Consider the following 12,026-nt stretch of genomic DNA (forward strand, 5'->3'; position numbering starts at 1 on the left):
AATAAATTACGCCTGTTTATCTTTAGATTCAGGTTGCTTTTCGTCAGCCTGTTGCGAGGTCGCTGCTGTCTTGTCTTTATCTTCTAATGATTTACTTTCATCTTCTGGTGTCATGGCGTTTTTAAAGCCTTTTACTGCCCCGCCTAAATCACCGCCCAAAGAACGTAATTTTTTAGTTCCAAATAATAGAATGACAATTAACGCTACGATTAGAAGCTGCCAAATACTGATGCCGCCCATGAAGATTATCCTCTTTAAATAAAAAATGGTTTTTGTAAAAAAATTATTTCAAAATCCACAATACCACCCAATTCTTTAAGTATTATGAACGTCTCATAAATTAGTGCTAGCTAAAATTTACGATTCTTTGGTCTAGATCGCCATCCTACCGCCCAAATTAATATACCAACACTAATACAGGTATACGCTGGCCATAGTGTAGCTATCTGAGTAAATAAAATTGTGCCACAGATCAATAATACAGCAGAAGTGATAAGTAGATAATTACTTTTGTGAGATTTTTGCTGATATTTTAAATACTTATCTAGCATCTGCTGTTGGGTGCCGAGTAATTTACGGCCTAATTTTAAGTTATCATAAATCAGTTCAGGAAATTCGGGGAGTTTATCGGCCCAAAACGGTGCATTGGATTTGACTTTTTTGAACATGGCTTTAGGGCCGACTTGCTCAGACATCCAGTTTTCTAGGAAGGGTTTTGCCGTTTGCCATAAATCTAATTGTGGATATAACTGGCGGCCTAAACCTTCAATATACAGTAAGGTTTTTTCCAATAATACCAGCTGTGGTTGCACCACAATATCAAAGTGGCGAGCTGTTCTAAATAGCTCCAGCAATACATGGCCAAATGATATTTCATCAAGTGGTTTGTTAAACATGGGTTCGCATACTACTTTTACAGCTTGTTCAAAAGCAATGATATCTGTGTGTTCTGACACCCATCCAGACTCAATATACAGCTGAGCAATCCGGTGATAGTCGCGATTAAAAAAGGCTAAAAAGTTTTCTGCAAGATAGCGCTTATCTACCTCGGTTAAGGTGCCCATAATGCCGCAGTCTAGGCCTATATAGAATGGGTCGTCTGGATGTTCACGACTGATAAAAATGTTACCTGGGTGCATATCGGCATGGAAAAAATTATCGCGAAATACTTGAGTAAAAAAGAGTTCTACGCCGCGTTCGGCAAGCAGTTTAAAGTTGGTTCCTTGTGCACGTAGCGCTTCGGTATCAGAAACTGGAATGCCATAAATACGTTCCATGACCATTAACCGTTGGTAGCTGTGTTCTTCGTAAACAAATGGCACGTACAGCGAATTGGAATCAATAAAATTATTGCGCAGCTTGATGGCGTTAAGTGCTTCGAGTTTAAGGTTTAGCTCGCCCAAAATAGTGGTTTGATAATCTTCAATCACTTCTGCAGGGCGTAAACGATTACCTTCACCTAATATTGCTTCCAGGATATTGGCTGTTTGCGTCATTAACTGGAGATCAGCTAAAATTTGCTGCTCAACATTTGGGCGTAATACTTTAAGCACCACAGCTTTACCGTTAGATTTTAAGGTTGCGGTATGCACTTGTGAAATTGAGGCTGATGCTAATGGGGTATCGTTAAAATCATCAAAGTAGGTCGTGATGGGGGCACCCAGTTCAGCTTCGATTGCTTGGCGTGCTAAAGCAGAATCAAACGGCGGTACTCTGTCTTGCAGCATAGCCAATTGATAAGCCCATTCGTCGTCAAGTAAATCTCGACGAGTCGACAGCATCTGCCCTAGCTTGATGTACACAGGTCCTAAATCTTGCATCGCCAGTTTTAAGCGTTCGGCTGGTGATTTATCTTTGTGTTTATTGCGGATCCAAAACAGACTATTGCGCAGGATTGAGAAATACCAGGGCTTTTTGTGTCGAGGAATTAGGTCATCTAAGCCAAAATGTAAAATGGTTTTAATGACATGGTAACCACGCCTGATACTTGCAGTTGTCATTGAGTTATGTTTTCTCTTAATTGGGCTATTTGGGCTTCGATACTATCGGTTTGGCTAACGATCTCATCCAGATTATCACGAAAATGTAGCCATTCAATTTTATGCGGTGCCAGACGATATTCTTCAGTGGTTAACTGGCTGATGTGCGAGCGTGTTTTATGGATGACTTGCTTAATATCATGGCTAAATTGTTTGGCGCCAGAGACTATTTTATGTGTCGGAGCATCACCGATATAGCGTGATAATGGCTCGGCAAAATCAACATGAATGTGCTGTAAATAGTGGCTTAATGATTGTAATAATTGAATATCACCCTGCAAGCTGAGCTTATCTTGTTTGATGAGCTCAGTTAAGTTGGCACCTTCGGTAAGCTGATATAAAGTCGATATATCAGCGCGCACAGTTACCGCAATGTCACCTTCATAATGGCTAAGTACTTGAACTTGCTTAGCAAATACTAAGTAAATAGGCCAATTTAACTGGCTTAACTGGATACAAAATACTTTGCCGTGCAATGATTTTTGTCGCGCACAGTCACTTTTAGCTTGTGCTGGCAGTTGGTTAAAAGCGGTTTCTATCGCGGCACAAGTTAGCAAAGCAAAGTGATTAGGCATCATTAGAACTTATAACCTCTGTGCAATGCGACAACGCCGTCTGTCATATTGGTGTAGTCAACTTGCTCAAACCCAGCATCTATCATCATTTGCTTAAGGGTTTCTTGGTCTGGGTGCATACGAATAGATTCAGCTAGGTATTCGTAGCTGTCAGCATCTTTGGTGATTATAGCGCCCATTTTTGGCAATACTTTAAAGCTGTACATGTCGTACACTTTGCGCATTAACTCATGTTTTGGGGTAGAAAATTCCAATACTAAAAGTTTCCCACCCGGTTTTAAAACGCGCTTCATCGAGCGTAACGCGGCATCTTTATCGGTTACATTACGTAAACCAAACGCAATAGTAATGATATCAAAATGGTTATCTGGAAACGGCAGTGCTTCAGCGTTAGCTTGTACATAGCTGACGTTATTGACTATACCTTTGTCGCGTAATTTAGTGCGACCCACTTTGAGCATAGAATCATTAATATCGGCAAGTACCACTTGGCCACGTTCGCCAACTAAATGAGAGAACTTAGCGGTTAAGTCACCTGTTCCACCGGCTAAATCCAGCACTTTCATACCTGGGCGAGCTGCAGCGACTTCAATAGTGTGACGCTTCCAAAAGCGATGAATACCAAAAGACATTACGTCATTCATAATGTCGTATTTTGCCGCGACGGAATGAAACACATCAGCGACTAAGTCTGCTTTTTTATCGGCTTCGACAGTTTTATATCCAAAATGAGTGTTTTTTGGTTCGCCTTCAGACATCGGTATATTCCTATAATGTGCGATTATTAATAGCAAGTGTATGCCATTGCGAATGATTGCTGAAATGTTGCGGTGTGAGAGTGTGACAACAATCAATTAGTTGTCTTGCTTTACACCTAAAATACATTCCACATCAACTTGAACATAGCAATGATCTTCGCGCCAATTAGCCTCAATAAATATCCACTATTAGGGCTAAAAATTTGCACTGCATTAGAGCATAAAATTAGTGTTTAATGAATAGCTGCTACTGATTCTAATTGAGACAAGTTAGTCGTCCCTGAATATATGCATAGATTAGCTCGCTTAGACTTTGGCCTGCATCGCGATATCCCGCATCTATCCCTGCGTGATGACATGCTGGAGCGGCTTCGGCAAAATGAGCATAACGACATGAACAATGCTTAGCGATATAGTGCACATAATGACAGGCATCGAGGAGCGGAATACCGGCAAAGGTAGCCGCGCTGCTAGGCATATTGGCAATCGCATCGACATCAAGCTCTAATGCTACTGGCAGTTGAGTTTGATTTAATGATTTAGCAATCTGTTTTAATGCTGTTTCAAGTGACAGTTCACGCCGGATCCAAATTTGTTGAACACTGTTCCATGTAGCGCCAAACAAACTCAGTTGTTCTAGGGTTTGTTCGCTGTTTTTTAGCTCGTGCAATCCAAGGATATGATAATGGTCGAGGGCGCCATTAGCTGCCGCGTAACTGAACCCATTACCACTGTGGCGGCCTTCACGGGGTCTAAAGTCACTGTGAGGATCAAGGTTTACCGCTGCAACGGGTAAGCCTGTAATAGCCTTAGTCGCCATCAATAATCCATAGGCATTATTGTGGCCGCCGCCAATGACGATAGGTTCTAGCCCGGCTTGCATTACATCACTTATCGCAGTAATAACGATGTCATCTAATTGCGCAGTTGCATCACGTAATTGTTCAATACTTGCGGTTATGGGTAGCGAATGGTCAAGACTAATTTGCCCCAAAATGGCACATTCATTGCCATTAAGAAAGCGATTGGACTGTAAGTTTAACAACTGCTGCATGCTGGCGATAAAGGCATCATCCGCTCCACCCCGGCCTAAATTAGCCCTTGGTCCAACATCTTCTGCAATGGCGATAATGGCAAACTGTGCGCCAGCAGATTTAGCCTGCCGGGCATTTTGTGCTAATGACCATTGTGTCGATGCCAGATAAACTTGCTGACCGAGTTTTGTTTCATTAGGCCGCAAGGTTAATAAGCTATCGCAGTGCTGTTGGGTAAATGCACTAAACATGATGATTCTCCAAATTACCTTAAAGACAAGATTCAGAGTCTCATCATCGGTTTCAATTCGAGTTTAAAAATACAATCTAATTCGCTGTCAATGTATGCATTTCTAGACCACGAAACAGGGCCGATGATGGACTCCAAAGGGCCAGTGTTTTTGGCCGCCAGCTTGCGTTAACCATTCTAGATGGAGAATAACTAACCCATGAAAATGATTACTTTGTCTAACAACCAAGCTATTTTTGCTGAACTAAGCATATTCAGGTCGCTTAGGTATAGCCATAAAAAAACCAGCATAGCTGGTTTTTAAAGTAATCGTTTGCCAGCTTTTTTACAAAGCGAAATCGGCTATGACGTCATTAATCAATATCTAATGGTTCTGGCGATAAAATAACACCGGTGTTATCGGCATAGATATGGTCACCAGGTAAGAAGGTTACCCCACCAAAATTAACTGGAATTTCGATTTCGCCTACTCCGTTACTTTCAGCCCCCACAGGAATTGAAGCAAGTGCCTGAATACCAATATCAAGTTCTTCAAGAGCATCAACATCGCGCACTGAACCGTAAATGAGAATACCTTCCCAGTTATTGGCAACAGCTAGTTCAGCTATTCTGGCATCAAGCAGAGCGCGTCTTAATGAGCCACCGCCATCAACAAGTAATACTTTACCTTCACCGTCTTCTTCTAAGGCTTCTGCAATCAGACCATTATCTTCAAAACACTTAATTGTACTGATTGAGCCACCGAAGGAGCTGCAACCACCGTAGTTACTGAACATTGGTTCAACGACATCGACTACATCTATATACATGTCGCAAAGTTCTGAGGTGTTGTATTCCATATTTAACTCCTGTTGGACAGCAAAGGTAAAATGCTGGGTAAAGCAAAGTTAAATGAATTATATGAGCTTTTTATGAAAATAAAAGCCTTATCAATCACCGGATTGTTATAAATCAACTTATGGTGTTACATATGCCTAAATATGCCATTGACCTAAATACAGAACAGGGATCAGATTTGGAAGTAATTTTCTTTCAAATTGAATGTATTAGTTGATATATGTTGATTTAGGTCATCCTAATACGTTTTTTAATTACATTTTTACTCAGCAGTTTGTTAGCATATTGGTAGATTAATTAATGTTAGTTTACAAAATAATGCTAGCTTTAGGGGCATGGAATCCTCGTTACGCTTACGGAAGGCAGAGAGCCTGATACAGAGGTTCTTATGGAAAATATCAATATTATTGAAATCTTAGGGTATGTTGCATCAGTTATGGTTGCCATTTCTCTGATGATGAAAGACATCATTTTACTAAGATGGTTAAATTTTACCGGTTGTGCTTTTTTTGTTGCTTATGGATATGCAATTGAAGCGTGGCCAGTGGCGGGCATGAATGCCTTTGTTGCATGTATTAATATTTATCACTTAGTGAAGATTTATCGTAATAAAGGTCAGCAGGCGCAAACGGCATAACGTTTGTCAAAGTGGGTTGACTCCACTTACGCGAAGCTTCTAAAAAATACCCCCGCATACTTGTATGCGGGGGTATTTTTATGGGAATTAATCATCTGCTATTGATTGTATTAGTTAGCTGTATAGCCCAACACACTTTGACGACGCTCACCTTGACTAGCGATGAGCTAACATATATCAGCAGGCAGTTGATTCATTTCAGCTGTCACAAAACCTTAGGCTAACTGTCACCTCGCGTTCATTCCCTCACTCTATTATTCAGACTGTTAACAAATACATAACTTTAGTCAGGCTAATATTAGCGCAATAATATTGCTGACGTTTGGCATGGAGGCAAGCATGAAGATAAGTATCAGTCAGTTAGATAAATATTGTTTTTATTGGATTGTACAATTTAGCCGAGATAACGGCTTAAATGTGGCGGCTAAACGTGTGTCAGCAACAGGAGATGGACATTATTATGCGTATCTATCTGTCGCATTATTATTTCTTCATCCTAATGGGCAGCATTTTTTTAATTTAGCACTCGGCAGTTTTGTCGTTGAATTTCCGTTGTATTTATTGTTGAAAAATACTATTCGACGTCATCGTCCATGTCACGCATTAGCCGGTTTTACGTCAAGTTATGAGCCTTCAGACAAATTTAGTTTACCTTCAGGGCATACCGCAGGTGCATTTTTGTTTGCTAGTGTCATCAATGTGATTTTTCCTGCCTTGGCCCCAGTAGCCTTTGCCTGGGCGTGCTTTGTCGGCATTTCACGTATCTCTCTTGGAGTGCACTACCCTATGGATATTATTGCTGGAGCAGGGTTAGGGATCGCAAGCGTATTATTTGTTGAACAATTCATATTATAGCGACATATATGGTAATCCTTCATAGTGCCACAGCGTATGTGATAACCAGTGTAGCGTCTTGCAATCTTAATTAATAAGCCGTCAAGGAAAGTGAGCTAACATGAAAATTTTGTACGGAGTTCAAGGCACTGGGAATGGCCATATCAGTCGCGCTCGTGTGATGTCTAAAGCGCTTAAGCAACAGAATATTGATGTTGATTTTTTATTCTCTGGTCGCGCACCCCAACATTATTTCGATATGCAATGCTTTGGCGATTATCAGACTCGAAGTGGTATGACATTTGTGACTGAAAGTGGCCGTGTTAATACTGCAAAAACGGTCATGTCCAATATGAAAACCTCAATCTTATCTGAGATAAAACAGTTAGATTTATCAGGTTATGATTTAGTGTTGAATGATTTTGAACCCGTGAGTGCCTGGGCTGCAAAGCAACAAAATGTTCCATCAATTGCCATTAGTCATCAGGCGGCATTACAATATCCTGTGCCTAAACAGGGTAATAGCTGGTTTAATGAGTATTTACTAAAACATTTTGCTCCAGTTGATATTGCTTTAGGCTGTCACTGGCATCACTTTGGCTTTCCTATTTTACCTCCTTTTGTTGAGGTCTCACCCAATGGCGGCGATCATAGTCATCAAATTCTGGTGTATTTACCGTTTGAGGATGCCGATAGCGTCGCTGAATTTTTAGCACCCTTTGATCAATACCACTTTTTTGTTTATCACAGTACACAACCTTTGAAACCGTTGTCGGATCACATTCATTGGCATGGCTTTGATCGCGATGGTTTTAAGCAGCACATGGCGCAGTGCGGTGGCGTTATGGGTAATGCTGGTTTTGAGTTAGCCAGTGAAGCGATGACATTAGGTAAGAAATTATTAGTTAAACCTCTACAGGGACAGTATGAGCAATCAGCCAATGTTGCAGCGTTACAATTACTCGCCGCCGCAGATAGTATGCAAACGTTAGATCCTGTGGTGCTGAAACGCTGGTTGAAAAGTCCATCGCCTAAGCCTATCGCGTATCCGCAAATAGGAGATGCATTGGCTAAGTGGATAAAAATGGGGGATTGGCAGCAACCGCAAGAGTTATGTCAACAATTATGGTCACAAGTTGAGATACCTGAAAACTGGCGTAAGCGTCAATAATATTGGCAGTAATATAAACTTGTTGTGGTAAAATTCCCACGGCATTTAAAAGTGCGTAAACGTCGCACTTTTAAGCAACCATTTTACTTAAGGAAGGCGTTGGTATAGAAGTTCTATTAGCTCATCTTCTAATTCGAAACGTGACTCCATTGCTTGTGCCAAATGGGATAAATCGTTGTCGAGTTGATACAATACTTGCTCGTCTACCGCATCGGTATATTTATCATTAAAGTCTAATGCGATGTCAGTGCTTTCACTTATCATTGGCAATAAGCCGTTAGCGGTTTCTATACTGGCTTCACCAAACTTTTCACAGGCTTTAACAACATTGTTGTACACCTCAAAGTGGCCTTCCGAAACATAATCAACTAATTGAGCGCAAAACTGTTTTACTTGATCCATGCTAGGAAGTGATTTTTCGCTACGAGAATAGGGTGCTAAACCTGCAACGATAAAATATTGGATCAATAATTTACGGCGATGATTAATCCATTGGTCGATCAAATTATGAGAACCACCCCAGCGTTTCTCTGCTTTTTCTAATTTAGTTAGCATGTTTTCTCTCTAATTAGCCGTTTTTCTATAACAACTAATGTATTGGACAAAGTATATAACGATCAACTGTTTTATTTTATTTGCCTAGGAATAAGCCATTTTTGTGCAAAAGACATCAGATATTAAAACCACACTCATAAAAAACCCCGTGATGGGCATGCCATCACGGGGTAACTAAGTTTTCAAAGGCTCGATGTGTCGGGCTTCTTGATTGTTCTTGCTAGCGCACACTTTTTATACCAAACCCGATAACTCGACGCAACTTTTAATCCGATAAATTGCGATTTACACATCAGAGTTGTGCGTTTTGTGAGCACAAGGGCGGTTGTGCTAATAAAATCGCCAATAGATTTAGGATTAGCTCACATAAATTCGGCATCAGTGGTTACATTAATCGCGTAAGTGCTAAACTAACGCCCAGCAGAAATCATAACAGTCTAGGAACAAAGTCCACATGGCAGAATTAAAAAATGATCGTTATTTACGTGCGTTGCTAAAGCAGCCAGTCGATGTCACTCCAGTTTGGATGATGCGTCAAGCAGGCCGTTATTTACCTGAGTACAAAGAAGTTCGTGCCCAGGCTGGTGACTTTATGTCGTTATGTCGTAATGCGGAACTCGCTTGTGAAGTGACATTACAGCCATTACGTCGTTATGATTTAGATGCTGCGATTTTATTCTCAGATATCCTGACTGTGCCAGATGCAATGGGCCTAGGGTTGTACTTTGAAGCGGGTGAAGGTCCTCGTTTTGAGCGTCCAACTGACACAATTGATGCCATTAAAAAATTATCTATTCCTGATCCAGAAGACGAGCTAGGTTATGTAATGCGTGCTGTGAGCACCATTCGCCGTGAATTAAATGGTTCAGTGCCATTAATCGGTTTCTCTGGTTCACCTTGGACTTTAGCCACTTATATGGTTGAAGGTGGTTCAAGCAAAACCTTCGAAAAAATTAAGCGTATGGCCTATGCTGAACCTGCTGCATTGCACATGTTATTAGACAAGTTAGCAGACTCAGTAGTGTTATATCTTAATGCTCAGGTGGCTAACGGCGCACAATCGTTAATGATATTCGACTCGTGGGGCGGTGCATTATCGCATCACGCTTACCGTGAGTTCTCATTACGTTACATGCAAAAAATTGTTGATGGTTTAACCCGTTTTGCTGACGGCCGTAAAGTGCCTGTTACCTTGTTCACTAAGGGCGGCGGATTATGGTTAGAGTCTATGGCTGAAACCGGTTGTGATGCATTAGGTTTAGATTGGACTGTTGATATTGGTGATGCTCGTCGCCGCGTAGGTCATAAAGTGGCTTTACAAGGCAACATGGACCCATCAATGTTGTATGCTACGCCAGAGCGTATTCATCAAGAAGTTGATCAAATTCTAGCAAGTTACGGTGAAGGTACTGGCCATGTATTTAACTTAGGCCATGGCATTCATCAACATGTTGATCCTGAACATGCAGGTGCATTTATCAATTCTGTGCATGAGTTGTCTGGTAAATACCACAAGTAATTTAGTGGTACTGACTAACAAAAAAAGCGAATCTTCGGATTCGCTTTTTTGTTGCCAAAATTAAAAGTTGTTTGATGTTTTTCTAACATTGCCAGTTAAAATATACTTATCATTTTTGAGTAGGCCCTGCTTTTATCATAGTTATTTATGACTATAGAACGAAAAGGTTAAACATAATAAAATTATCCGTAATTACATTTGAGCTATAGATTGTGGTTCAAACATAACGTTTATTTAAAATGTGCACTTAATTAATCAAGGAAGATATTATGCCAATTGAAATTTGTATTTGCCCTAAAGGGCGGATAACAGGTCTTAGTTCTAATACACCACCATCAATCTTAGAAGCAACTTTTCAGGCTCCAGGTGTTCCACAAGTTAACTTCATGGATAGTTTTAAAACGGCATATACTCAAGACCATTTATTGAATAATGAATTAGGTAAATTTAAAACTAAACCATTACATCAAAGACAAACCATTGCGCAGGTTAATGCAGCTGTTGGGCCTGATATGCTATTAGCATTATCTGATTTCTATGATCAACAGCTAGATAGTTTACCAAAAGATTTTTTTGCAGAGCAGAATAAAGCAATGATGGGAGCATCCATCGGTGCTATGGGTCATCATTTATCACAATTACAAAGCGTAATAAAAGAATACCAAATGGCGCTTGAAAACGTGCGTAATGCTTACCGTTCAAAAATGCCAAAGCTAGAAGTCCTTAAGTTTGAACAAACGGCGCGGCAGTTACATAGTAGGTTAAATACACAGTTTCACAATGAAATTTCAAAACGACTAGCTAGCTCAAGAGCTCGTAAGGCGAGTATTTGGAACAATGCTGATCGTGGCCTTAATCAGGCCAAAAGTGCTAGAACGACTAAACCGATTCAAATTTCGTCTGCAAAAGAACTAAGATCATTAAGTAAATTTGCTGGCGCAGCTAAATTTGGTGGTAATGCTCTATTACTGCTGGATGTTCACTCTCGAGCGACAGGAGTAAGGGATACCTTTGAGAGCGGCGGTAATTGGGAAAAACAGGCTTTGCAAGAAACTGTCGGTTTTTCTATGGGATTTGCTGCAGGAACTGCTACAACAACTGGTGTTTATGGCGTTGCGGTAGGAATTGCATTAGCGTTTACGCCCGCAGGATGGGCTGTGGTTATTGGTGTTGGAGTGGGAGCATCTGCTGGATTTTTAGCTGGTTATTTAGCTGACCAGTTTGGGAAAGGTATAACAGGATCTGTTTATGAGTTAAGCAGTGGCTGGTGATTTTAAATGTTTGAGTATAAAGATCTATTTGTAATTATCAGTGTTTTAGTAATGATAAACTTTGGTGTATCACTACTAATATTTGCACAATTGACTGTTCATCCTTTAGAGAAAAAAATTAAGAGTTCAGGAGGAGAATTACCCAAATGGGACAGTATGGGAATTCGTATCTCGAGTTATGCCTTTTCTTTGATATATAGTATTAAAGAAACATCTGCACAAATGGTGGATGAAAATTCGGTACGAAAATTTGCAACTAAAAATGATCGTATCAGAGCTATTTATACTATAACTTCTCTTGTTATTTTTTTATTATTTGCAATATTCTATTCGCTTTTTTTTGACGAAAACTAAAAACTAAACAGGTAGAAATTTATATGCTTACTGCAATGGTTAGTGGCTCCGCTTAAGCACTTGTTCAACTCAGATTGGTTTTTTCTGGAGGTTTCGCGCTGGAACTGTCGCAGCAGTTAGTGCTTATAGCATTGGAGTTGGTATTGCGCTAGCATTTACACCAGTTGGATGGGCTATTGTGATTGGTGTTGG

At 40.4% G+C, this 12,026-nt stretch carries 13 protein-coding genes; 6 read left to right on the forward strand and 7 right to left on the reverse strand.

What is annotated here, in order from left to right:
- Positions 1-6: 6 nt before the first annotated feature.
- From tatA to rraA, 6 genes are all read right to left on the reverse strand, one after another.
- A complete protein-coding gene (gene tatA / locus GW828_RS16775) occupies positions 7-240 on the reverse strand; it encodes a Sec-independent protein translocase subunit TatA (RefSeq protein WP_124017258.1) in 234 nt (77 codons plus the stop codon).
- Positions 241-350: 110 nt separating this feature from the next.
- Positions 351-2,000 (reverse strand): ubiquinone biosynthesis regulatory protein kinase UbiB, encoded by a 1,650-nt coding sequence (gene ubiB, locus GW828_RS16780; protein WP_182755747.1) that lies wholly within the window; start codon positions 1,998-2,000, stop codon positions 351-353.
- Complete coding sequence (locus GW828_RS16785) at positions 1,997-2,617, reverse strand: ubiquinone biosynthesis accessory factor UbiJ (RefSeq protein ID WP_273060038.1); 621 nt, start codon at positions 2,615-2,617, stop codon at positions 1,997-1,999. The genes ubiB and GW828_RS16785 overlap by 4 nt, the downstream gene beginning before the upstream one ends.
- Complete coding sequence (gene ubiE, locus GW828_RS16790; protein ID WP_124017261.1) at positions 2,617-3,372, reverse strand: bifunctional demethylmenaquinone methyltransferase/2-methoxy-6-polyprenyl-1,4-benzoquinol methylase UbiE; 756 nt, start codon at positions 3,370-3,372, stop codon at positions 2,617-2,619. The genes GW828_RS16785 and ubiE overlap by 1 nt, the downstream gene beginning before the upstream one ends.
- 256 nt (positions 3,373-3,628) lie before the next feature.
- Positions 3,629-4,663, reverse strand: a complete 1,035-nt coding sequence (locus tag GW828_RS16795; RefSeq protein WP_420542441.1) for a formimidoylglutamase — start codon at positions 4,661-4,663, stop codon at positions 3,629-3,631.
- A 346-nt stretch (positions 4,664-5,009) separates the two neighbouring features.
- Positions 5,010-5,495 carry a ribonuclease E activity regulator RraA gene (gene rraA, locus GW828_RS16800; protein WP_124017263.1) on the reverse strand — a complete coding sequence of 162 codons (486 nt, stop codon included), beginning with the start codon at positions 5,493-5,495 and terminating at the stop codon, positions 5,010-5,012.
- Positions 5,496-5,881: 386 nt separating this feature from the next.
- On the opposite strand from rraA, the gene GW828_RS16805 reads away from it, so the two are divergent.
- From GW828_RS16805 to GW828_RS16815, 3 genes are all read left to right on the forward strand, one after another.
- Positions 5,882-6,130, forward strand: a complete 249-nt coding sequence (locus GW828_RS16805; protein WP_124017264.1) for a YgjV family protein — start codon at positions 5,882-5,884, stop codon at positions 6,128-6,130.
- A 339-nt stretch (positions 6,131-6,469) separates the two neighbouring features.
- Positions 6,470-6,985: a phosphatase PAP2 family protein gene (locus GW828_RS16810; protein WP_273060043.1), complete on the forward strand. Its 516-nt coding sequence runs from the start codon at positions 6,470-6,472 to the stop codon at positions 6,983-6,985.
- A gap of 100 nt (positions 6,986-7,085) precedes the next feature.
- On the forward strand, positions 7,086-8,135 hold the full coding sequence (locus tag GW828_RS16815) for an MJ1255/VC2487 family glycosyltransferase (RefSeq protein WP_182723353.1): 1,050 nt from the start codon (positions 7,086-7,088) through the stop codon (positions 8,133-8,135).
- A gap of 87 nt (positions 8,136-8,222) precedes the next feature.
- On the opposite strand, the gene rsd is transcribed toward GW828_RS16815, so the two are convergent.
- The gene (rsd, locus tag GW828_RS16820) at positions 8,223-8,690 is read right to left on the reverse strand and encodes a sigma D regulator (RefSeq protein ID WP_124017266.1); all 468 of its coding nucleotides are present in this window, start codon (positions 8,688-8,690) and stop codon (positions 8,223-8,225) included.
- Between the two features lie 454 nt (positions 8,691-9,144).
- On the opposite strand from rsd, the gene hemE reads away from it, so the two are divergent.
- The 3 genes from hemE (at position 9,145) to GW828_RS16835 (ending at position 11,834) form a co-directional block, all read left to right on the forward strand.
- Complete coding sequence (hemE, locus tag GW828_RS16825; RefSeq protein WP_182698426.1) at positions 9,145-10,209, forward strand: uroporphyrinogen decarboxylase; 1,065 nt, start codon at positions 9,145-9,147, stop codon at positions 10,207-10,209.
- A gap of 269 nt (positions 10,210-10,478) precedes the next feature.
- The gene (locus tag GW828_RS16830; RefSeq protein WP_182741796.1) at positions 10,479-11,480 is read left to right on the forward strand and encodes a hypothetical protein; all 1,002 of its coding nucleotides are present in this window, start codon (positions 10,479-10,481) and stop codon (positions 11,478-11,480) included.
- 6 nt (positions 11,481-11,486) lie between these two features.
- Positions 11,487-11,834, forward strand: coding sequence for a hypothetical protein (locus GW828_RS16835; protein ID WP_182741795.1), 348 nt, complete (start codon positions 11,487-11,489; stop codon positions 11,832-11,834).
- Positions 11,835-12,026 lie beyond the last annotated feature (192 nt).

Source organism: Shewanella vesiculosa (assembly GCF_009994065.1).
Classification (GTDB): domain Bacteria; phylum Pseudomonadota; class Gammaproteobacteria; order Enterobacterales; family Shewanellaceae; genus Shewanella; species Shewanella vesiculosa.

Bases quoted from the DNA above. Each gene is read 5' to 3' on its own strand.
- ubiE (WP_124017261.1), bottom strand. From the start codon at position 3,372: ATGTCTGAAGGCGAACCAAAAAACACTCATTTTGGATATAAAACTGTC.
- GW828_RS16810 (WP_273060043.1), top strand. From the start codon at position 6,470: ATGAAGATAAGTATCAGTCAGTTAGATAAATATTGTTTTTATTGGATT.
- GW828_RS16815 (WP_182723353.1), top strand. From the start codon at position 7,086: ATGAAAATTTTGTACGGAGTTCAAGGCACTGGGAATGGCCATATCAGT.
- GW828_RS16830 (WP_182741796.1), top strand. From the start codon at position 10,479: ATGCCAATTGAAATTTGTATTTGCCCTAAAGGGCGGATAACAGGTCTT.
- GW828_RS16785 (WP_273060038.1), bottom strand. From the start codon at position 2,617: ATGATGCCTAATCACTTTGCTTTGCTAACTTGTGCCGCGATAGAAACC.
- rraA (WP_124017263.1), bottom strand. From the start codon at position 5,495: ATGGAATACAACACCTCAGAACTTTGCGACATGTATATAGATGTAGTC.
- GW828_RS16835 (WP_182741795.1), top strand. From the start codon at position 11,487: ATGTTTGAGTATAAAGATCTATTTGTAATTATCAGTGTTTTAGTAATG.
- hemE (WP_182698426.1), top strand. From the start codon at position 9,145: ATGGCAGAATTAAAAAATGATCGTTATTTACGTGCGTTGCTAAAGCAG.
- ubiB (WP_182755747.1), bottom strand. From the start codon at position 2,000: ATGACAACTGCAAGTATCAGGCGTGGTTACCATGTCATTAAAACCATT.
- rsd (WP_124017266.1), bottom strand. From the start codon at position 8,690: ATGCTAACTAAATTAGAAAAAGCAGAGAAACGCTGGGGTGGTTCTCAT.
- GW828_RS16805 (WP_124017264.1), top strand. From the start codon at position 5,882: ATGGAAAATATCAATATTATTGAAATCTTAGGGTATGTTGCATCAGTT.
- tatA (WP_124017258.1), bottom strand. From the start codon at position 240: ATGGGCGGCATCAGTATTTGGCAGCTTCTAATCGTAGCGTTAATTGTC.